This is a genomic window from Shewanella sp. DW31, from assembly GCF_015767295.1.
In the GTDB taxonomy this organism is placed as follows: Bacteria; Pseudomonadota; Gammaproteobacteria; order Enterobacterales; family Shewanellaceae; genus Shewanella; species Shewanella oncorhynchi.
The window spans coordinates 118,624-139,740 of the sequence record NZ_JADWMP020000006.1; the positions used below are offsets into that span (position 1 = coordinate 118,624).

Annotated in this window: 18 protein-coding genes; 10 read left to right on the forward strand and 8 right to left on the reverse strand. The window is 45.7% G+C overall.

From position 1 onward, the window contains the following. Positions 1–174: 174 nt before the first annotated feature. The 5 genes from GWI56_RS07280 to gmk all read right to left on the reverse strand — a co-directional run bounded on the left by GWI56_RS07280 (position 175) and on the right by gmk (position 5,584). Entirely contained in the window at positions 175–1,839 is a 1,665-nt protein-coding gene (locus tag GWI56_RS07280) for an AMP-binding protein (protein WP_198572541.1), read from the reverse strand. A 227-nt stretch (positions 1,840–2,066) separates the two neighbouring features. Next, positions 2,067–2,450 carry a RidA family protein gene (locus tag GWI56_RS07285; RefSeq protein WP_006079838.1) on the reverse strand — a complete coding sequence of 128 codons (384 nt, stop codon included), beginning with the start codon at positions 2,448–2,450 and terminating at the stop codon, positions 2,067–2,069. A 25-nt stretch (positions 2,451–2,475) separates the two neighbouring features. Beyond that, positions 2,476–4,581, reverse strand: coding sequence for a bifunctional GTP diphosphokinase/guanosine-3',5'-bis pyrophosphate 3'-pyrophosphohydrolase (spoT, locus tag GWI56_RS07290; RefSeq protein WP_105251161.1), 2,106 nt, complete (start codon positions 4,579–4,581; stop codon positions 2,476–2,478). 42 nt (positions 4,582–4,623) lie between these two features. Further along, positions 4,624–4,902 carry a DNA-directed RNA polymerase subunit omega gene (rpoZ, locus tag GWI56_RS07295; RefSeq protein WP_007651394.1) on the reverse strand — a complete coding sequence of 93 codons (279 nt, stop codon included), beginning with the start codon at positions 4,900–4,902 and terminating at the stop codon, positions 4,624–4,626. Between the two features lie 58 nt (positions 4,903–4,960). Then, positions 4,961–5,584 (reverse strand): guanylate kinase, encoded by a 624-nt coding sequence (gene gmk / locus GWI56_RS07300; protein ID WP_105251162.1) that lies wholly within the window; start codon positions 5,582–5,584, stop codon positions 4,961–4,963. Between the two features lie 252 nt (positions 5,585–5,836). Between gmk and GWI56_RS07305 the strand changes: the two genes are divergently transcribed. The 3 genes from GWI56_RS07305 (at position 5,837) to GWI56_RS07315 (ending at position 9,645) form a co-directional block, all read left to right on the forward strand. Beyond that, the gene (locus GWI56_RS07305) at positions 5,837–7,549 is read left to right on the forward strand and encodes a hypothetical protein (RefSeq protein ID WP_198572542.1); all 1,713 of its coding nucleotides are present in this window, start codon (positions 5,837–5,839) and stop codon (positions 7,547–7,549) included. 166 nt (positions 7,550–7,715) lie between these two features. Further along, positions 7,716–8,588: an NTP transferase domain-containing protein gene (locus GWI56_RS07310; protein ID WP_198572543.1), complete on the forward strand. Its 873-nt coding sequence runs from the start codon at positions 7,716–7,718 to the stop codon at positions 8,586–8,588. Further along, a complete protein-coding gene (locus GWI56_RS07315; RefSeq protein ID WP_168826533.1) occupies positions 8,581–9,645 on the forward strand; it encodes an aminoglycoside phosphotransferase family protein in 1,065 nt (354 codons plus the stop codon). Before GWI56_RS07310 ends, GWI56_RS07315 begins: the two co-directional genes overlap by 8 nt. A gap of 48 nt (positions 9,646–9,693) precedes the next feature. On the opposite strand, the gene GWI56_RS07320 is transcribed toward GWI56_RS07315, so the two are convergent. Further along, positions 9,694–10,527, reverse strand: coding sequence for a sulfotransferase (locus GWI56_RS07320; protein ID WP_198572544.1), 834 nt, complete (start codon positions 10,525–10,527; stop codon positions 9,694–9,696). A gap of 720 nt (positions 10,528–11,247) precedes the next feature. Between GWI56_RS07320 and GWI56_RS07325 the strand changes: the two genes are divergently transcribed. The 3 genes from GWI56_RS07325 to GWI56_RS07335 all read left to right on the forward strand — a co-directional run bounded on the left by GWI56_RS07325 (position 11,248) and on the right by GWI56_RS07335 (position 15,050). After that, on the forward strand, positions 11,248–12,369 hold the full coding sequence (locus GWI56_RS07325; protein WP_198572545.1) for a Fic family protein: 1,122 nt from the start codon (positions 11,248–11,250) through the stop codon (positions 12,367–12,369). Between the two features lie 495 nt (positions 12,370–12,864). Then, positions 12,865–13,095 (forward strand): helix-turn-helix transcriptional regulator, encoded by a 231-nt coding sequence (locus GWI56_RS07330; protein ID WP_198572546.1) that lies wholly within the window; start codon positions 12,865–12,867, stop codon positions 13,093–13,095. Next, positions 13,092–15,050 (forward strand): DUF2075 domain-containing protein, encoded by a 1,959-nt coding sequence (locus GWI56_RS07335; protein ID WP_113941102.1) that lies wholly within the window; start codon positions 13,092–13,094, stop codon positions 15,048–15,050. The genes GWI56_RS07330 and GWI56_RS07335 overlap by 4 nt, the downstream gene beginning before the upstream one ends. Before the next feature lie 141 nt (positions 15,051–15,191). Here the strand turns inward: GWI56_RS07335 and GWI56_RS07340 are convergent, their stop codons facing one another. Beyond that, the gene (locus GWI56_RS07340; protein WP_198572547.1) at positions 15,192–16,103 is read right to left on the reverse strand and encodes a LysR family transcriptional regulator; all 912 of its coding nucleotides are present in this window, start codon (positions 16,101–16,103) and stop codon (positions 15,192–15,194) included. Positions 16,104–16,207: 104 nt separating this feature from the next. On the opposite strand from GWI56_RS07340, the gene GWI56_RS21805 reads away from it, so the two are divergent. Together GWI56_RS21805 and yjjG are read left to right on the forward strand one after the other, a co-directional pair. Continuing rightward, on the forward strand, positions 16,208–16,336 hold the full coding sequence (locus tag GWI56_RS21805) for a hypothetical protein (protein ID WP_277925174.1): 129 nt from the start codon (positions 16,208–16,210) through the stop codon (positions 16,334–16,336). A 102-nt stretch (positions 16,337–16,438) separates the two neighbouring features. Further along, on the forward strand, positions 16,439–17,119 hold the full coding sequence (yjjG, locus tag GWI56_RS07345; protein ID WP_242068371.1) for a pyrimidine 5'-nucleotidase: 681 nt from the start codon (positions 16,439–16,441) through the stop codon (positions 17,117–17,119). 299 nt (positions 17,120–17,418) lie between these two features. Here the strand turns inward: yjjG and GWI56_RS07350 are convergent, their stop codons facing one another. Next, positions 17,419–18,222 carry a hypothetical protein gene (locus GWI56_RS07350; protein WP_198572548.1) on the reverse strand — a complete coding sequence of 268 codons (804 nt, stop codon included), beginning with the start codon at positions 18,220–18,222 and terminating at the stop codon, positions 17,419–17,421. Between the two features lie 175 nt (positions 18,223–18,397). On the opposite strand from GWI56_RS07350, the gene GWI56_RS07355 reads away from it, so the two are divergent. After that, positions 18,398–19,768 carry a hypothetical protein gene (locus tag GWI56_RS07355; protein WP_198572549.1) on the forward strand — a complete coding sequence of 457 codons (1,371 nt, stop codon included), beginning with the start codon at positions 18,398–18,400 and terminating at the stop codon, positions 19,766–19,768. A 304-nt stretch (positions 19,769–20,072) separates the two neighbouring features. After that, entirely contained in the window at positions 20,073–20,741 is a 669-nt protein-coding gene (locus GWI56_RS07360) for an inovirus Gp2 family protein (protein ID WP_198572550.1), read from the forward strand. Positions 20,742–21,117 lie beyond the last annotated feature (376 nt).

The window sequence follows — 21,117 nt, forward strand, 5'->3', positions numbered from 1 at the left end:
CTCTGTTAAACCTAATATTGAATGGAAAAGTACAAGGGAATTGCCCCTTGGCCGACTGGCGCACATGATACGTGGTTTTATCGGATTTTGACAGAATATGTCATAAAAAAGCACACCCTAGGCGTGCTTAGTTTTAGCTGATGACCATACTCGCCAACTGATTGTTTGGCCTAGTTATTTTTGAGTTAATTCATCTTCCCAGCGGACTTGGGCGCCACGAATGCCGTCAACTCGTTCGCTAAAGGCTTTTTCAAGCACATGGCGTTTGATTTTGAGGGTAGGCGTGAGCGCATCATTCTCAATCGTCCAAGGATCACTGACCACGACAATCGCATCGACATGTTCGTGTGACTCTAAGTGCGGATTAACGCTATCGAGTGTCGCTTTGAGTGAGGTGCGGACTTCTTCACGGGCTTGTAGATTTGCCCCTTCGGATAACTGCACTAGTGCGACGGGATGCGGCAGACCAGAACCAATCACACAAATCAGTTCAACATGGGGATCCTGCGCCAATTTACGTTCGATAGGCACGGGCGCTACATATTTGCCCTTGGCGGTTTTAAAGTTGTCTTTCACTCGGCCAGTAATAGTGACACAACCATCGGCATCAATTGAGCACAGATCGCCTGTGTGGAAGAAACCATCAGCATCGAATGCCGCTGCAGTAGCTTCTGGCTGAAGATAATAAGCAGTCATTAATCCCGGACTCTTGAGCAGTAGCTCACCATCCTCGCCTTGGCGGATCTGGCAATCCTCAACTGGGCGGCCAACAGTACCAATTTTACGCGCATCAAAAGGATAGTTGATGATCGAATAGGCACAGTTTTCTGTCATACCCCAAGCTTCGCAGATATTAAGACCAATACTGTGATACCAGTGGATCAGTGATGGTGGAATTGGCGCCGAGCCAGAGCCGAGTAGACGACAATGGTTCAAGCCTAAACCCTTATGGATTTTGTATTTCACAAAGCTGCTAAGCAGTGGGATTTTCAGTAATAGATTAAGTTTACTGACCCCAATTTTGTCGATGATGTTTTTCTGAAACAGGCTCCATAACCGTGGTACCGAGAAGAATACCGTTGGTTTTGCCCGTTGAACATCGACAACGAAGGAGTCGAGACTTTCAACGAAAGCCACCACACTACCTGAGTAGAAGGATGAGCCTTCAATCGCAACGCGCTCTGTGATATGGGCTAAGGGTAAATAGGATAAAAGTCTATCGTCGCCATCGGTGCGCAGGTCACGCACTACCGCTTGGCAAGTCCAGCCATAGCTGGCGAAGGTTTGAATCGCGCCCTTAGGTTGGCCAGTCGAACCAGAGGTATAGATGAGTGTCATCACTTGATCTGGAGTAGGCAGCGGGGCGTTAACTAAGGGATAGCCTAGCTTAAGCAATTGTTCCCATTGATATTGTGCTGGCATCGTATCATAGGGCATGGCAAGGCGTAGTAGCTCGCCGCCGACACCAGCCTCTTGGTCAGCCCAATGGTCAAGTTTGCCGAGAAAAATGGCTTTTGCGCCACTGTGTTGCAGCACATAGCGAATAGTATCTGTGTTGGCGGTAGGGTAAATAGGTACGCTGACATAGCCGCCGTGCATCAACGCGAGGTCGGTGATAAACCATTCGGCACAGTTTTTAGAGAGAACGGCAATTTTATCACCACGCTCTAAGCCTAAGTGATGTAAGGCACCGGCAAGTTGTTGAACTTTTTCTTGAACTTCAGCCCAAGTAAAATCAAGGAATTGACCCTTGATCGGTTGGCGTAAATAGACTTGGTCCCCCTGAGTCTTAGCCCAGTGCGCCAGCATTTCAATTGGCGTCTTAATCGCTGTATCCATTGGCAATTCCCTGTTATTTATTGTTCTTTTGGCTGTACCCAGTATGGCGAGTTTTGTGAGCTCGCGCAAATAGTTTACAAGATTGTAAAATATGAGAATGGAGCGCAAAGCCTACAAGTTGAGTGTGAAAGCAAGATGAAGAGAGTGGCAAGCAGGGTGTTGGATTGTGTTGGCAACAAAAAGGCGCCGTAGCGCCTTTTCGTTTATAGAAGGTGAAATGCTAGCGCTTACAGCTCCATCACGCCGTCCATTTCAACTTGAGAATCCTTCGGCAATTGCTTCACGCCGATAGCAGCACGGGCTGGGTATGGCTGGCTGAAGTAACGGCTCATGATTTCATTCACTTTAGCGAAGTGGCTTAAATCAATCAGGAAGATGTTGAGCTTAACGATATCGTTGATTGAACCACCCGCAGCAGTGCAAACTGCCGTCAGGTTTTCAAATACTTGCACGACTTGCGCTTCAAAATCATCGCTGACAATTTGCATTGTGCTTGGCACGAGCGGGATCTGGCCAGATAAATACACTGTGCTACCGACTTTAACCGCTTGTGAATACGTGCCTATGGCCGCTGGGGCGTTTTCGGTCGCTATGATGATTTTTTCTGCCATGACGCTCTCTCTAGTGTTGAGTTAATTAACGATTACGGGACGTGCGCAGTACTTCGGGTAGTACCCTAATTCGGCGCATCACGTTGGCTAAATGGATCCTGTCTTTCACCGAAATCCGCAGGTTGATCAAATACACGCGACCATCGCGTTCTTCAGTGCTGAGGTTGTGAATGTTTGAACCTTCGGCGGCAATGATCGAGGTGATCTTCGCCAGTGCACCTTGGTGGTTAACGATTTCGACCCGCAGATTGGCTTGGTAATCAACGCCTTCAACATTATCCCATTGTACGGGAATATATTTGTCTGGCTCGCCTTGATAACCACGAATATTGGCACAGTTTTCCATGTGCACCACTAAGCCCTTACCTTGGCTCACGTGGGCTATCACGGCATCACCTGGGATGGGGCGGCAACAGTTAGCGAAGGTAACGAGCATGCCTTCGGCGCCACGAATTGGCATCATGTGGCCGTCGCGACTTTCTTGATTCTCAAGATTATCGCCAATCAAACGCTGGGCGATAACAATACTCATGGCATTGCCAAGGCCGATATCGGCGAGCAGTGAATCGAGCGTCGTATGTTTAGTATCGCGGATCACTTTTTCTATCTGCTCAGGCGCAATGCTGTCGAGTTTGGTTTTGCCTAGCGCATGGTTGAGCAGGCGGCGACCGAGTGCAATCGCATCATCACCTTTAAGGCTTTTCAGCACTTGGCGGATTTTAGCGCGAGCTTTACCGGTTACCACAAAGTTTAGCCAAGCGGCATTAGGACGGGCGCCTTTAGCGGTAATGATTTCAACGGTTTGACCTGAAATTAACGGTTGGCTAAGCGGATACGCTTGGCGGTTAACACGGGCGCCGACGCAAGTATTACCTACGTCCGTATGCACTTCGTAGGCAAAGTCTACCGCGGTGGCATTGACGGGTAATTCCAGAATGCGACCTTCAGGGGTGAACACATAAATCTCTTCAGGGAAGAGTTCCGTCTTCACGTTTTCAACGAATTCGAATGAGGTGCTGGCGCTTTGTTGTAATTCCAACAAGCTTTGCATCCACTTACGGGCACGCACTTGAGTCGTCGTGCCTTGGCCTGTTTGCGCACCGCCTTTGTAGGCCCAGTGTGCAGCTACCCCTTTGTCAGCCATCTGATCCATATCTTCGGTACGAATTTGGATCTCAACGGGCACGCCGTGTGGACCAAATAAAGAGGTATGGAGTGACTGATAACCGTTGGCTTTGGGGATAGCGATATAATCTTTGAAACGACCGGGACGAGGTTTGTACAGTCCGTGCATGGCACCGAGTACGCGATAACAAGTGTCGATGGAATCGACTATCACCCTAAAGGCGTAGATATCCATGACTTCTTGGAATTGCAGCTCTTTACTCTGCATCTTGTTATAGATGGAGTAGAGGTTTTTCTCGCGACCTTTGACTTTTCCCGGAATACCCGCATCGTTTAAGCGCGTATACACAGCGGCTTCAATGCCTTGGATCAATTCTTTGCGATTGCCACGGGCGGCTTTAACGACTTCTTTAAGCACCCGATATCGCATGGGATAATAAGCTTGGAAACCTAAGTCTTCTAACTCTGTCTTGATGTTATGGATACCGAGACGGTTAGCGATAGGTGCGTAGATCTCTAAGGTTTCGCGGGCGATACGGCGACGTTTGTCGGGACGCAGTGCGCCTAAGGTACGCATGTTGTGGGTTCTATCGGCAAGCTTGATGAGGATAACGCGGATATCCTGCGTCATCGCCATCATCATTTTACGAAAGTTTTCAGCCTGAGCTTCTTTCTTGTCGCGAAATTTAAGCTTATCGAGTTTTGACACGCCTTCGACGAGTTCGGCCACCGCGACACCGAATAGTTCGGCTAAATCGTCTTTGGTGACATGGGTATCTTCGATGGTGTCATGGAGCAGTGCTGCCATCAGCGTCTCATGATCAAGACGCATGTCAGCAAGGATGCGGGCAACCGCAACCGGATGAGTAATATAAGGTTCGCCACTCGTGCGCATTTGCCCTTCGTGGGCATCGCGCGCAATCTGGTACGCCTGCTTGAGCAATTCTACCTGTTCAGGTTCTAAGTAACCGGAAGCAGACTCCTTTAGACCTTCAAACAGATACAAGTGGCAGCTCTCCTTTTACCTAAATAGGTTTTTACTCAAAAACTATAATGAACGACCTTCAGCAATGGCTGCAACCGCTGCAATTTCAGCGGCTTCACGTTCACGTACCGTTTGACGCTCATCGGCATCTAAGGTGTGAGCATTAACTAAACCTAGTTCGATTTCACGCAGGGCGATAACCGTGGGTTTGTCGTTCATCTCTTCAACCATAGGGTCTTTACCCTGCACGGCGATTTGGCGAGCACGACGCGCCGCAACCAAGATCATATCAAAACGGTTGCCGATTTGTTCTACGGCGTCTTCTACAGTTACGCGAGCCATGTGTTGAAACTCCAGTTTATCTAGGGAAAAAATGACGCAAAATTGTACACTATGACAGCTATCCTGCCAACAGATCGTGAAGCATATCATTTTGCGCGTGGATCTGACTAGCACCTGTTAAGCGCTGACTGCGAATGATGGCACGCAAATCGGCTAAGGCAGTGTCAAAATCGTCGTTGACGATAATAAAATCATATTCTTTATAGTGGGACATTTCCGATACGGCTTGTGCCATACGGCTGGCGATAACATCGCTACTGTCTTGTCCGCGACCAGTGAGGCGGCGCTCTAGCTCGGCTTTAGAGGGTGGTAGAATAAACACACCAACGGCTTCTGGCATCACGGCTTTAACTTGTTCGGCACCTTGCCAGTCGATATCGAGGAAAACATCGATACCTTGGGTGAGCGTATGCTCGATCACATGGCGCGAGGTACCATAGTAATTGCCAAACACTTCTGCCCATTCAAAAAAGGCATTTTCAGCAATTAAGGCTTTGAATTGCTCAACATTAACGAAGTGATAGTGTTGACCATCAACTTCACCTGGGCGTGGTGCGCGGGTGGTATGAGATACCGAAACCTGCATGTCGGCTGGCTTGTCTTTAAGCAAGGCTGAAATCAACGAGGATTTACCTGCGCCACTTGGCGCCGACACAATAAATAAATTTCCGCGTGCGGTCATGAGCTAAATATCCAATGGGTTAACGCAAGAAGGGCCCAGAAAGCCGAGCATTATACCGATTTTGACCATAGAAATACTAGGGCTTGTTGGCTGGCAATTTAAGCCTATTTTAGATTTACTTCGATATTATGTGCATTTTTATCCGACTTGGGTCGTAGGCACTGACAATTGCGGGTAAATTGGTTACGCTCGTGCGAATAAGGCAATGAGTGTCTTTTTGTATCTCGTTTTTACAACAATAAAGGAAGGGTCGTGCTGTTAAAATCTCTTTTCTGCCTTCACGGGCGTGATTCTCGTCCCCGTTTTGTCGCAATCAGTGTTGGCGTTTATGTCTGTATTGCATTTGCAGCCGCTGCTTTTGGGGCTAATTTTCTGATGTATTTGCTGGCATTGTTGGGTCTACCTTTATTAGGGCTCACCAGTTTGCGTCGTTTGGCCGATGCCGATAAGTCAAAAGGCTTGATTGGCGTATTCCTATTGCCGTTAATAATTTTCATCGGCCTGTTAGCGGCCGATGTGCATATTGCCTTAATTGGATTGAGTTTAGTGTTAGCCGCGGGACTGACATTTTGGGGCTGGCGCTTTCCTGCACCAACGATAGTGGATTATCGCTACGGTTATTTCGGTCCTGAGCTGGATGCACCAACATCACAGGCAATGCCTAGGCGCCGTGTGGAACCGACTATCGTTCCTAAAACCATCGCACCTAAAACCATAGATCCTAAAATCGTAGATCCTAACACTATAGACGCTAAAGCCATGGCATCTAAAACTGCCATAGATCCTAACATCATTGACCCTAAACCTATTGTTGCTCAAGACGTTGCCGTAAGACAATCGGCAAAATCTACCTCTCATATTCAAGCACAACCTCAAGCTGAAAGGCATGAGCCGCATGTTGAGCAGCTTCATGCCCAAACCATTAGCGCTGAGACTGTGTCTGAGCCAGAGGTCGATTTATCGACCCATGTTGAATCTGTTTTAACATCGCCGAGGGTTGAGCCGAGTGTTAGCGCGGCGGAGGCCGAGCGAGAGGCGTTGCGTCAAGATGAGCTGCGCTTTGATGCGTTAACTCGAATGACGCAGAATCCTGCCGATTTTGTGATACCAGACAGCCATGCGGATTTCCGTCCTGCTAATACTAGCCGCGTTGAACAGACCCACATTGAGTTGGTCGATGTCGATGTGGACAATGTTAATTTGAAACATGTCGACTTTACTGCGGCCCAATTAGATCCTGCCGAGCGTAGTACTGAACCCGGTTGGCGTTTTACCGCCGAAGAAGATGACGAGCCTGACAGCTTTAACGATAGAGATCATGCCGAAGAAGTGCGTCAGCGCCGCGCCGAAGCAAAAGATTCTGGTTCGATGACCGAGCTATTTCGCGGTTTATTTGAGTTTTTGGCGCCACTAAAGCGTTTCTTGGTGTTGCCTAAGATTAAACTGCCGAAAGTGGAACGCCGTTATTGGCGCCCAGCAGGAATTGGCTGTGGTGTGGTGCTCTTGATTGCCTTGGTGTGGGGCCTTTGGCCAAATGGCGACGCAGAAACGGGTGATGGTGCAGAAGTTGTCACAGTTAACGCGATTGCTCCCTATGCGGGTGAGCGGGTGACGCTTGCGTTACCAGACGGTTTTTCTGTGGCGCTGGAGGATGATATCTTGATCATGCGTTGGCTCGGTGAGAAAGGTAAAGCACAAAACCTGTGGTCCTTAGCGACGGCAAAGGGAGATAAAACTTGCAGCGTCTTATCCTTTAACAATGGCACTGACTATCGCCCTGTGACTGTGGATCTGAAAGCGGATTCCGCTTCAGAGGCGCGATTCTCACCACTCGATACTCAGGCCATCATTATTGATCTCGCCCGTCGAGGTAATATTAGCCTGTGTGGTTATAAGTTCAGTCTTAAGGGCAGCCAAGCGATATTGGAACAAAATCGTACCTTTGGCGATTATATTGCTCGTTAAAAAAGTCTGCAGCTAAGTCGATAAAAATTCTGCTTAAATGCTAGTCACAATTAGAGGGGTAGATTACACTTTTGCTCCTCTTTTTCTCAAACCGTACTTTAGGTTGTTTAGGTCGCTGCGGTTTGGGGAAACACCTTTAAATTTGAACTGAATATATCAATCCAGCATGAATACAGAATTGACCTTAGTCATTATGGCTGCGGGGCTAGGTAGTCGCTTCGGCGGCGATAAGCAATTGGCGGCACTCGGCCCCGCGGGTGAACCCATGTTGGTGCTATCAATCATGTCGGCCATTCGCAGTGGTTTTCAGCGTGCTGTGCTGGTGATCCGCCCAGAGTTAGAAAGTGAATTAACTGAGATCCTGACACGATTTTTGCCAGCCGATTTTGAATATCATTTTTGCTATCAAGTCTCAACGGATTTACCCGACGCGGCGCAGTTGGCGGATCTTAGCCACAGGCTTAAACCTTGGGGGACGGCCCATGCACTGTGGAGTGCGCGCCATCTCGTTAAAGGGCCAATGGCCGTTATCAATGCCGATGATTTTTATGGTGATAGCGCTTTTGCTTCCTTAGCCAAAGGCTTAAGCACTAGGCCAACTGAGTGGATGATGGTGGCCTATCCCATAAAACTCACGTTGTCGGAACACGGTGGTGTTAATCGTGGTTTGTGTCAGGTTGAAAATGGTCAGCTTAAATCGGTCGCCGAATGGCTCAATATCGCCGAGCAAGCAGGCCACTTAATGGGTGATGGCCCACAGGGTCATGCTAATTTGCCGGCGCACTCCTTGGTCTCTATGACATGCTGGGGCTTCTCCCCAAACATATTTGATGTTATTAAACGTGAATTAACCGAATTTATCGGGCAACAGGGTCAACAACCTAAGTCTGAATGCTATTTACCCGCCATAGTACAAGCGGGAATTGAGCAAGGTTTGCCTGTCTATGTCGATGTTGCCTGTGAGCCATGGCTTGGCGTGACTTATCCGCAGGACACTGTCTGGGTAAAACAAAAATTAACGGAGTTATTGAGTGATTAAACTCATCAGGCAGTCAGTGTTGCCTCATTTTGGTATTGAATCTGCCGAGGCGAAAATTTCTGCCCTCGGTAATGGCCACATCAATGACACCCTTTTAGTGCGCTGGCCTGCGGGTGAATTGGTATTGCAGCGAATTAATACTGAGGTATTTAAAACACCCAACGCTTTGGTCTGCAATGCCGATAAAATTAGCCATCATTTATGCGCTAAGTCATTGCAGCAACAATACGGCCTTAAAGTCGTTAGCCCATGTTTAACCCAAGAGGGTGAGCTGGCTATCGATTTAGGCGAGCAAGGATTTTGGCGTGCGATCAGTTACTTGCCCCATAGTCTTAGCATTGAAGTGGTTAAGTCGGAACAAGAAGCGGAAATGGCGGCCAAGGCCTTTGGGCATTTTGCCTCTGCCTTGAGTGATTTTGATGCGACAGAGCTTGAAGATGTGATCCCTCAGTTTCACCATTTACCGGGACGCATGGCCTTACTAAAGCAGGCCGCTGAACTCGATAGTCAACATCGCTTAGCGCTCTGCCGTCATTGGGTCGATTACGCGTTATCTCAGCAGGCTTTGCTGGATGAACTTGCAGAAATATCGCCAAAGCTGCCGCTACGAATTTGTCATAACGACACTAAAATCAATAACATGCTTTTTGATAAACGCGACATGTCCAGCATGGCGATTATCGATTTAGATACCTGTATGAAAGGTCATCTTATGTATGACTTCGGTGACATGGTACGCACTTTCTGCTCGCCAGAGGAGGAAGACTCTACGGCCTTGGATAAAGTCCAAGTGCGCCAAGACATCTTCGCCGCGATTTGCCGTGGCTACTTGAGCGAGTTGGGTGACGTCTTAACGGAAGATGAAAAACGCAGTCTATGGCTCGGTGCTCGGGTGATTTGTTTGATGATAGGTGTGCGTTTTTTAACGGATTATCTTAACGGTGATGTGTATTTCCATATCCACCGTGAAGGCCATAATCTAGACCGCGCCGCCAACCAGTTTACCTTGTACCAAAGCTTGCTCGACCAAGAGGCTGTGCTTAAAGCTAATTTTTAATTCGGCGCTTGGATATCTGTGCATTGGTATTTGTGTACTGATCCAATGTTAAAGCGTGTAGTCGAAAAACTTACGGCTTTGTGGGCCTGCGCTATTGGTGTTGACCTTGTTGGGGTGTTTATATTCGCCCCAACTTGCCACGTTGCGGCCCACGTTAAGTTTAGGGAAACTCAGTGGCTCGTTTAAACCTAATGTAACATCGCTATTCTTCGCGTTTGCTTCTATTCCCAAAAATTGCAGTAACTGACTCAAGCTTCCCGCATGGCTAACATCAATTGAAATAAAGTCTTCCCGCCCATTAAAGTAAGCGAACACTTCTTGCTGATGCTTTTGATAACAAGCAATTAAGTGCTCACTGCTGGCTGGTTCCGCCACTTTATCTATGGCGAAAGTATGCCTAAAACTGCGCTTTAATATTGGATGGAAGCGGCCCGTTTTTTCATCCAAATGGGGCGCCATTTTACCAAGTAACATCTGCATCGAAGGCAACCAAGTATTGATATCGCGGTCGAGATAGACAAACACTGCCTCGGGAAATAATAAATCCAACTGCTGATAATCGCTGAAACAAGGCGTGTCAGACACTGCATCGGCCAGCATAAATGCCTGCTTAGTAAAGGCCATGTGTGCCACTTTTAGCCCTTGCTCCAATAGCGCCACACTCACACTCGTGGTGCCCGTGCGTGGCAAACCTATGATAAAGACTTTCTGCTTTTTCACCTTTATCTGTTCGTCACTGAGCGCATTCGACTGGGCTGGATGCATTGTATCTGGCGTAGCAATCTGTGAATTGCCAGTAGGTTGAACATTGCCGATACGCTGTGCATTAGCAGTACATTGCACGTGAGTAGAGGTTGGTGAATTGTTGGCGTTATCAGGCATAGGTTAGGCTCAGAATGTGTGTCAGCGGTGCGGTAAAGCCGTAAGTTTTAACCTCGGCGTTTCACATTGGCGTGTCAAAACAGCGGCGGCAGTATATCTCAGCACGAAGGCTTTGTCGGTAGTATACCCAAACAACCTGAAGATGCAGGATTCAGCGGGAGTTTAACGCACTTTAGGCAATGCCATTTATTGCTCCTGCATAAATGGCATTCACGCCATCCATGGCGATTGCGGTTATTTGCAGACCTAGCGGGCTAAGTTAAAAATAACCAACACAGCATAAAGTGCGTTAAAACCCGCCGGGACGGAGCGCCTAGAGTACTCCACTTCCGTGTTGCATCAATTCAAAAGGTGGCCGACATTCTGTCATTGATGCGCCTTGAATTGAATCACCCTAGACGCTCTGAAACTCGTATATTCAGGTAGCTTGGGTATATACATAAAAGTCACGCACCACTGCAATGCACCCAGTAAAGGTGCACCGTATCGTGTGATAACTGAAGTGTCGCTGCACAATAATAGTTAGTGTGGAAGCTCATAAGGCTTAGAAACTGAGCTCCCGGATTACCAACAAGGCTCATTTCCCTGCATTGCATAGCCATGTTGGTATTGATGAGGCGATTATTAGTGCCATTCGACTCATAATGTGAGGCGAATATATTTGTTAATCGCCTCATTATGTGAGTAGAATAGGCTTGTTATTCGACTCATGGGGTAGATATGTGGATTTGGCAGCAAGCCGATTGGCCTAAGTTTCATTGGAACACCAGCAGCATTGATGCCTTGCTGCGTCAGGTCTATTTCAATCAGGGCCAGTTGCTTGGCAAGCAACTGCTAAGTCACGACAACAGCCTATTAACTTCAGACGCTGCACTCGACACCTTACTCGCTAACATTATCCATTCCAGTGCCATCGAAGGTGAAAAGCTCAATGCGGCTTCGGTGCGCTCATCCTTAGCTAAAAAACTCGGCGTGACTGAAGATAAACCGTATCCGACAACAGCGCAAACCGATGGTTTGGCTGACATTATGCTCGATGCCTTAAAAAATTTAGATACAGAGTTAACCCTTGAGCGGATATTAGGTTGGCATAAACAGTTATTTCCCCAGGGTTATACGCTGTTTAACCCTGTTATTGGCGGAGCGCTGCGTGGCGATACACCTATGCAGGTTGTCTCTGGCCGCATTGATAAACCAACAGTGCATTTTGAGGCACCCTCTAGAGCGGCATTGGATGCTGAACTCTCGCAGTTTATCGAATGGTTTAATGCTTCACGGCAAGCGCAGGTTTTAGATCCGCTTATACGTGCGGCGATAACACATCTTTGGTTTGTTACTCTGCATCCACTTGATGATGGTAATGGGCGCATCACGCGCTTATTGACTGATTTAGCTCTAGCGCAAGCGGAGAAACGCTCGATTCGTTTTTACGCTATGTCGGTCAGTATTCTTGCCCGTCGCCAAGCCTACTATGACATTTTAGAGTCTACCCAAAGGGGCGATGTAGATATTACTCCTTGGTTAGTCTGGTTTTTTGAAACCCTCAATGACTGCTTACTCAATGCGATGGCAGATGTGAGCAGAACGCTGTCGAAAACTCAGTATTGGCAAAGTGTCGACCAATCTTTATTGAGTCAGGAGCAAGCCAAAGTACTCAATCGGATGTTAGACGGCGATTTTGAACTAGGGATTAATAGTAGCCAGTACCAAAAGGTCGCTAAGGTGAGCCGCGCCACCGCCACCCGTCATCTAGTGCAAATGGTCGAACAGCGCTTTTTAGTAAAAGCCGACGCCGGCGGCCGAAGTACCAGATACTTATTGCCACTCAGTATGAAACGATAAAGGTTAGGCATGTTATCAAGCACTTGCATTCCAGTGACTCGGTGAATAGAAACCTAGGGTTTCTAAGTTTATGAACGAGAGCCATGGAAGGCGAACTGGCAGTTAAATAGGGAAGTTGTTCAAGTCCATGCTCAACCGTGACGTCCTGTCACGGATGGTCACTTCCATGCGAGTGCCTGATCCTGTTAGCCTTCGCGCATATCTGTTAGCCAGTAGAACCAATCGCTTAATAGAAATTTGAGATAGATACTGGCCCAAAGCCGACGTCGGCGGCCGAAGTACAAGGTACTTATTGCCGAGTGGTTGGTAAGTAGATTGCGGAATTTGCCGTCTAAATGTAATCAGCGGCAACAATCATTTTGCATTTTGTGAGTGATTACCCTGTGCGATGTTATGTCCAAATCATTAAGTGCTAGGCATTTAATGTGACTCATAGTCCGTAGACGTATTGTCTACAAGTAAAGATCATCATGAAAACTCTTCAAAGGATTATTCATGGAAGATCATTTGCTTACCTCATTCGGTACTCATCTAAAAAGTTTGCGACTTGAGAGATCTTTTTCTCAGGAGCAGCTTGCATTAAAAGCTGACATGGACAGAACCTATGTCAGCGGCATTGAACGTGGGCAACGCAATGTTAGTTTGATTAATCTTTTTAAACTTGCCAATGCTTTAAATATCCCGGCGAAACAACTTCTTGATTTTACCGTTGAGGGATCATTATGACTCAACGAGCATTTTATTCGGCGAGTTTTAAAGATTTTCTATCTGCTGAGCCCGATGCGATTACCGGGCAGATATCACGTTTCCATACTCAGCATTTATTGCATGCACAAACTCGTGCTTGGTGTGCTGAAATTGAAGTTCTCAAACGCTCCTTGGCCGAGAGCGTTGAGCGAGAAGGGCATATTTTCATTGAGTTTATGATCCCACGAATGGGACGACGTGCGGATGTCGTGATGATATTTAAAGGAATTGTTTTTGTTGTAGAGTTTAAAGTTGGCGCAAAAGTATTTACCGCTGCAGATATGAGGCAAACTCATGGATACGCCTTAGATTTAAAGAACTTTCATCGCGGTAGTCATGATAAATATCTAGTCCCTCTGCTTGTCGCCACCAAAGCGACGAGCCAATCGAAAGATCCAGTATTCGCAGGCGATAATGTTGCTTCTACCTTGTGTATTTCACCCGGTGAATTGTTTCCAAGAATGCGCCTAATTGCTGAGCGGTTGAATCAACCTACTTTTGATTCAAACTTGTGGGCTGATTCTGGTTATTTGCCAACACCAACTATTATCGAAGCGGCGCAAGCGCTATATGCGCAGCATAAAGTCGAAGATATTGCTCGTAGTGAAGCCGACACTCAAAATCTTGGACAAACGAGCCAGCAATTACTTCAGTTGATTCACAATGCTCGGATCAATAAGCGAAAAATCATTTGTTTCGTTACCGGCGTTCCGGGTGCGGGCAAAACCCTTGTAGGGCTTAATATTGCGAGTGCGCATTCTAATGCTGACGAAAAGGAATATGCAGTATTTTTAAGCGGAAATGGCCCTTTAGTCTCTGTTTTGCAAGAAGCTCTGGCGCGAGATAGACGTGATCGCACTAAAGAGAAAATTGGCGATTGTCGACGACATACTGAGCAATTTATTCAGAATATCCATAAGTTTAGGGATGACTCGCTTACATCGAACAAACCCCCAGTAGAGCAAGTAGCTATCTTTGACGAAGCTCAGCGTGCTTGGAATGTTGAGCAGACTAGCAAATTCATGCAGACCAAGCGTAATCAAGCTGGATTCAATAAGTCTGAGCCAGAATATCTTATCGAAGTGATGGACCGCCATGAAGATTGGGCTGTAATTATTGCGTTGATCGGCGGTGGACAAGAAATCAACACCGGCGAGGTTGGGCTTTTTGGATGGTTGGATGCACTTGGCAACCGATTTACTCACTGGGATGCTTATTATTCTACGGATTTACTTAATGGTGAGTATGTGTCTACGGGTTTAACGACTCGCGACTTTTCAAAAGGTACTTTGTTACCTTGTTTACATTTGGCGACATCGATGCGTTCATTTCGAGCCGAAAAGTTGTCAAATTTTATCCACCATTTAGTTAATGGTAACAGTGGCATGGCTTTGAATGTTTTGGCGACTTTTAAGCAAAAATATCCAATTAAAGTTACCCGAGACTTAAAGGCTGCTAAATGTTGGATAAAATCTCAAGTGCGTGGGACTGAAACAATGGGAATGCTAGCCTCGTCAAATGGTATTCGATTAAAAGCTGAAGGCATTTTCGTCAAAAACAAAATTGAGCATAAAGATTGGTTTTTGGGGCCGATAGAGGATATTCGTTCTTCACATTTTCTTGAAGATGTCGCCACAGAGTTTGATGTTCAAGGGCTTGAGCTTGATTGGTGTTTGGTTGCTTGGGAGGCTGATTTTAGATTCGGTCATGCAGGTTTTGAGCATATGCAGTTTCGAGGCTCAAGCTGGGAACAACGACAACGGGAAGAAAAATGCAGGTATCTTGAAAATGCCTATCGAGTCTTACTGACGCGAGCGAGGCAAGGAATGGTGATTTTCGTCCCTAAAGGCGATGAGTTAGATATTACTAGAAAACCGGCTTTTTATGATTCGACTTATCAATTTCTAAAAGCGTGTGGAATCGAAGAGCTTTGAACTTTTGAGTGAGACACGAACTAACTTTATTATCCTATTTGCAATATCAACTTTACCCATTGGATAGATAGAGTTGCTCCGCTTTTACAGGTATCGAGCATATCTCTCATTCAACATATGGGTAAAGTAGGGATGTAATTCCTAGTCGCTTACAAGTTGAAACTTATCTGAACTCGCCAGCTTCTCCATCAAAAACTCAATCAATACATTCACCTTAGTCGGCAAATGTTTTCGCTGTGGATAAACTGCATAAATGCCATGTTCGGGGAGGGGATGGTCTGCGAGCAAGGCTTGTAGGCGGCCTGCTTGTAAGTCGGCGTCGACCATGAAACGGGGCAGGTTGGCTATGCCTAAACCATCGAGTGTGGCTTGGTGGATGGCATCACTATTGTTGACTTGATAGTTACCGTTCGGCTGGATGCGAGTGGGGCCCTGCGTGCTTAAGAAGGTCCATTCAACACCATCACGAAAATATGAGTAGAACAAACAGTTATGTTGGCTGAGTTGCTGCGGCGTTTGTGGTGCGCTGTGGCGAGCAATATATTCGGGAGAAGCGCAAATGACACTTAAACAAGGGGCGATTTTACGAGCAATCAGGCTTGAATCTGGCAGTTCGCCGATACGAATCGCCAGATCGAATCCGCCAGCAATTAAATCGGTTGTCTTATCATCCATCTGCATTTGCAGCTGTATTTTCGGATAACGGCGTAGAAACTCGGGGATTAAAGGGGCGATATGTAAGCGGCCAAATACCATAGGGACGGCGATGCGTAAATTGCCCTGAGGCGCTTGTTGTAGCTCAGAAATGGCGTCTAACCCTTCCTCTGCGAGTTTAACTGCAGGGCGAACATAGTCAAAATAGCGGGCGCCCGCTTCGGTAAGACTTAAGCTGCGAGTGGTACGGTGCAAAAGTTGAATACCCAGACTTTGTTCTAATAGAGTAATGCGTTTACTCACCGCCGATTTACTCAGTCCAAGCTTTTGACCTGCCAGCGAAAAGCTCCCGCATTCCACTACAGTGACAAAGATAGGTAGTGCTGAAAAGTGTTCCATGGTGTCCTTAGATTATCGCGTTCCCCTGCCATTATTGTTGATGATACCTCAACAGTCAGTTTTTATTATCGTGGTTATCATCGCCCTTGATGCAAGGTAGACTAATGCACTTGCTGATTGCGGGTGTCGACAGTGAAGCCGAGTTTTTTTGCGCTCATCGCTCAGGCTTAGTGTTTATGTTTGCTGCTTACTGTTGGTTGCTCATGTTGATTGCTTATCTTGATTACTGCTAGGCAGCTAGCTACTGCGTTGCCGCAATCGCCGATGTACCATTCTTGATGCCACTGAACGGCATGGGGATGGGTTTTAGCTATTTTGTCAGAAAGAGAGTTCCTATGTCCTTGCCTTACCAATGGATTTTATTTGATGCCGATGAAACCTTATTTTATTTCGATGCCTTAAAAGGGCTTCAATTGATGTTTAGTGAGTTTGGGGTCGATTTTACCCAAGCCGATTTTGATGAGTATCAGTTAGTTAACAAACCACTTTGGGTCGATTATCAAGATGGCAAGATAACTGCCGCTGAGTTGCAGACCATACGTTTCGAGCCTTGGGCTGCCAAATTATCAGTCACGGCGATGACGCTTAATAGTGCCTTTTTATCGGCAATGGCCGAAATTTGTTCGCCGCTACCCGGTGCCCGCGAGTTATTAGCCGCGCTCCAAGGTAAGGCAAAATTAGGCATCATCACTAACGGTTTCACTGAGCTACAAACCGTGCGATTAGAGCGTACAGGCTTACAGCATCATTTTGATATTTTAGTGATTTCAGAAAAAGTCGGCATAGCCAAACCTGATGTGGGCATCTTCGAACATGCTTTCGAACTCATGGGTCATCCTGAGCGCGATGCTGTGCTCATGGTCGGTGATAACCCGCATTCTGATATTCAAGGCGGCATCAATGCAGGTATTCATACTTGTTGGTATAACGTCCACGGCCACGATGTACCCGCCGGTATCGCCCCGCACTATCAAGTGAGCTCGCACCAAGAGCTGCAAAAAATCCTGTTACCGTAAATAATTGTTCACTGAGCCTAGCTCAGCGCTTCGCACTTGATATTAGTGACTCAAAGTGCGTGCTTTAACTGATACTCCCTTAATGCCATAAAATACAAAAAGCCCTTATATTAAGGGCTTTTGGGTATCTAAAAAGCGTTAACTATCATTACTCAACGTTTTGGATCTGAATATTTTTATTTACAAAAAAGTCATTATTTAACAATGGATAGCATGTTTTATCCTGTGGTAATTCGCATTGATACCCACCGATATACCCACCATATGCTAATGCCTTAACGAGATGATTCTTTGTTTTACTATTTGCTAGCCGTTTTAGCTGGTCTTGCTCGTTTTCTAGGGCGGGGACCTGAAGTCTGGTTTTGCTCACTGCTTTCTTCCGATTCTGTAGCCTCTACGGGCTTCTCTAAGGGAAGTTGCACAATGTCGATTAAAGTATGGGCTCTAGTTGCTTGAATCAGATGGTCAGCAGTGAGCTTTGAGCGGTTTTTTACAGCTTTTTCAATGAGAGCGAATAGAATTGATGAATTGTCTTTTACGGCTTGAAGTTCACTCATTAGCGCAGTCATCTGCTTTTTTAATCGGTTGTTATAATGTTTCTGTAGATGAAGCTCATCGTTAAGCTTCGTATCAGTAAACGACTGATTGTACTTTATTTCAGCTTTTTTCGCCTTTTCCGCCTCTTTACCTTTGCGCTCCTCATCCTTTAAGTCGATGAGAAGCTTATAGTTATCATCGATGAGAGACTGAAAAAGTTGAATATTCGTGATTTTTGCCTCTTTTGCCATCTCCTTGAATTTGTTCTTATGCTCGATTGAAACACTGATGTTGAGCATCTTTGCTTTGCATGCAAGCCTCCTATTGTGTGCTTCCCATGCTTTTTCCATTTTTCGATAAAATTCGAAAGTGGCTCTTTCATTACTGTCTTTAAACCAATTGAAAAGCGTCGATTTAACTTCAATTATTGTTGGATTCTGGCTAAAAAAAATCCCTTTTTTGTAAAGGTATTTAGTCACCCAAGCCAGTAGCAATTTGTGCGTTTTGTTTCGGTAAAAGAAGTCAAACTTTGCTTCAAATTCGGCCTGGCGCTTAATGTCCATCATGCAAACAACCTTTATCACTTAATTGTAATAATGTAAATACTTTTTAAAATTTTATTTACTGTGATTTTAACACTTTTTTGTTTTCAATTACTAGTAATTTACTAGTAATTTTAAATTGCAATTACCTACCTGTTATGGAAGTATTTATTAATAGTTCTCTATCATTGAAATTCAAATGAAGCGCTTACTTAGTTCGCTCAAAGGTGCCAAACCAGAATCCAGATTTTTTATTTCCCTATGGTTTAGATTTTTTGCACCTGAAGCTGGGGTCCCATTACCCGTAGCAGAGATAGCAAAAATGCTAGGCATTTCTAAGAATGTTGTCATGTCGTCTCTTGCCTACATGACTACTGAAGGTTTTTTTGAAAGGAGTCACATTCATCTAGGAGTTAGGGCTGGCAGACCCACATCACAGTATTTTGCGACCAATAAACTGCTTGCTATTTTATGTGATGATGAACATCCAAGATTTCACGCTGGTCTGATCGAAGAATTACATTACAACAATCACCAACATTTGACGTTGAGCAATCGTTTACTGCTTTGCGTCTTCTTGCTTCACGCAAATGAGTACGGTTTGGTGGAAAACTTGGGATTCTCAGTCATTGCTCAGATGACCGGAATGAGTAATGACCAATTCAATTCACAGCTAGATAAGCTTTCTAGGCTTAGATATCTCAGGAAGTTGAGTTCTGGGGTCACTTCAAAGGTGATTTTTGGATCCAGGCCTTCAATTTATCTGCTAGATATTACAAATGAGCGGTTTTCTAGTGCAATATTCCGCTCCGTTACTTGTGAGCAAGCTATTGGGTATGACTACGAGGAGATGCTAAACAGCCTTATAGCTCGCTCGTTGGGGGGCTTAACAGGGTATCGCAATGCACAGCGAGAAAAAGATGCCGATAGAAAGGAGCGGCAACTAAAAATCTATGAAAATGCAAAGGAAAAATTTGATGGCCTTGCATGTACAGGGAACTCAGAACGTAGTTGGATGCTGTTTGCTGAGCTGAAGCGTCGACCAGTGTTGAAATATTTTCTGTATGAAAAAATACTGCTCTTAGCCGCTCAGAAGGTGTTTTCCGGAGAAAACCGTGATGAGACTTGGTTTCTTCAACTGGCAGCAGAATTTCGCATGGAGCTTGAGCCCAGATTTGAAAAAGGGGCTGTCCTTGCCAAGGACCGAGGTAGTGAAGCTGTTGCTGAAGTGGGAGATGCTGAATGTCGGGAGCTCGCATCACAAAGTCGTGAGGATGGTGACTCGCTTGATTTTTGGGATCTGGAGGTGTTTTCTCAAATCTTAGCAAATCGTATTATTTTGCCAGTGATTGAAGCCTTGGAAAGCAAGATAGCCATTCTCGAACAGCATTTTGACATGCCGTTTTCATCTGCTTTTGTCCTGGAAGATAAACAGACAGAAGGAGTCAGCATTAAGCCCACCCGTTCTATTCTTGGCCTGTATCCTGTTTCGCAAGCTCAAGTTGTGAAACGAGTGTACGTCAACACGGGCAAAGTCCATGACCTAGATGTTTACAACTCGGAACAATGAGGTGATGTTGACTTCAGTGGTTTAACTATCGAGTGACGCAATGCCATGATTTCCCTGCTGGCCTGATCATTTGTGCCTTGGGCGCTGGCGATTTAGTGCAGCGATTTGTCTGTTTGTTATTACTACAGGTGTGTCATTACTTACATTTTAACCTTTAGTATCAGTGCATTGATTGCTGAGTAGAGTTAGTCGCTCTTATAGGCGAGCTAACTCTTGCAAGTGATATCAAGCCCTTTGGGGCTTTTGAGTTATAAATTACACAAACCCCATACGTTATGTAACTTAACCAATATGGGATATCAATATGTACTCACGTCACACCTCAAACACTAACCTTACCGTCATCAGCAATGGCCAATACCAAGGCCTCAATGTTTATCCAAGGCCACTCAGCGCTGAATACTTAAGCGCCATTCTACAGACCTTACAAGCTGCTCTGACTGAGCACCCTCGTACCTTTATGGTGCGGTTTGATTTGCATCTACCACAGCTCAATTTTCGTGACTCACCTATAGTTTATGATTCAACGGTAATCAGCAAATTCTTTAAATCTCTGAGTGCTAAAATCCAGCATGATAGGCTTATCAAGGGCCGTGAGGGTAAGCGGGTGCATCCTTGTACTCTGCGTTATATTTGGGCAAGGGAGCGAGCTGATGCCGATACAGACCATTACCATATCGCTATCTTCCTCAATAACGATGCCTATAACCATCTCGGTAATTACAATCGAAGTGGACAAAACCTGAGTACTAAGATTGTTGAAGCCTGGGCCAGTGCCTTGGGATTAGATGATTACAGCACTCGGCATTTAGTCCATTTTCCTGAGGATACGCCAGTTTATTATCTCAATCGTAATGCTCCGAATTATCCTCAAACCTTTGCGAGTGCTTTCTTCCGCTTGAGCTATTTTGCCAAGCTAGAGACTAAGCATTATGGTAATAGAACACGTTCATTTGGCTATAGTAGAGTGTAGGATTCGCATTAAGTCTGGCTGCTGGTTGGATTAAATATTGAGTTATTACACAGCTTGCTCTCTCAGGTTTAAACGCTTGATGTATGTCATTGGGCGTTTTTATTTTTAACATTGTTGGTTAATTGCTGTTTTAGTGTGGGTACTGTGTGATGGACGCAGGTGTTCATCGGCCAGCTAGGTCTCTTTTAGGGAGGCGTTGATATCGTTCGTTGGTGCGGATAATAAGTTACCATTCACTAGTTGCAATTATGATTACAATTTGTTGGTGAATTGTTTTGTTTTGTAACTTTTTGTTTGTGTGTTTATTACTCACCCTGCATTTCGTAAGGGTTTTATTTGTTATTAGAGTTAGCTTAATTGTTAATCGAGGTTGCAT

Excerpts from the sequence above, each read along its gene's own strand:
- yjjG (WP_242068371.1), top strand. The coding sequence starts at position 16,439 with ATGTCCTTGCCTTACCAATGGATTTTATTTGATGCCGATGAAACCTTA.
- GWI56_RS07335 (WP_113941102.1), top strand. The coding sequence starts at position 13,092 with ATGACTCAACGAGCATTTTATTCGGCGAGTTTTAAAGATTTTCTATCT.
- GWI56_RS07330 (WP_198572546.1), top strand. The coding sequence starts at position 12,865 with ATGGAAGATCATTTGCTTACCTCATTCGGTACTCATCTAAAAAGTTTG.
- GWI56_RS07350 (WP_198572548.1), bottom strand. The coding sequence starts at position 18,222 with ATGATGGACATTAAGCGCCAGGCCGAATTTGAAGCAAAGTTTGACTTC.
- gmk (WP_105251162.1), bottom strand. The coding sequence starts at position 5,584 with ATGACCGCACGCGGAAATTTATTTATTGTGTCGGCGCCAAGTGGCGCA.
- GWI56_RS07325 (WP_198572545.1), top strand. The coding sequence starts at position 11,248 with ATGTGGATTTGGCAGCAAGCCGATTGGCCTAAGTTTCATTGGAACACC.
- GWI56_RS07285 (WP_006079838.1), bottom strand. The coding sequence starts at position 2,450 with ATGGCAGAAAAAATCATCATAGCGACCGAAAACGCCCCAGCGGCCATA.
- GWI56_RS07310 (WP_198572543.1), top strand. The coding sequence starts at position 7,716 with ATGAATACAGAATTGACCTTAGTCATTATGGCTGCGGGGCTAGGTAGT.
- GWI56_RS07280 (WP_198572541.1), bottom strand. The coding sequence starts at position 1,839 with ATGGATACAGCGATTAAGACGCCAATTGAAATGCTGGCGCACTGGGCT.
- GWI56_RS07340 (WP_198572547.1), bottom strand. The coding sequence starts at position 16,103 with ATGGAACACTTTTCAGCACTACCTATCTTTGTCACTGTAGTGGAATGC.
- GWI56_RS07355 (WP_198572549.1), top strand. The coding sequence starts at position 18,398 with ATGAAGCGCTTACTTAGTTCGCTCAAAGGTGCCAAACCAGAATCCAGA.
- GWI56_RS07320 (WP_198572544.1), bottom strand. The coding sequence starts at position 10,527 with ATGCCTGATAACGCCAACAATTCACCAACCTCTACTCACGTGCAATGT.
- GWI56_RS21805 (WP_277925174.1), top strand. The coding sequence starts at position 16,208 with ATGCACTTGCTGATTGCGGGTGTCGACAGTGAAGCCGAGTTTTTTTGC.
- rpoZ (WP_007651394.1), bottom strand. The coding sequence starts at position 4,902 with ATGGCTCGCGTAACTGTAGAAGACGCCGTAGAACAAATCGGCAACCGT.
- GWI56_RS07360 (WP_198572550.1), top strand. The coding sequence starts at position 20,073 with ATGTACTCACGTCACACCTCAAACACTAACCTTACCGTCATCAGCAAT.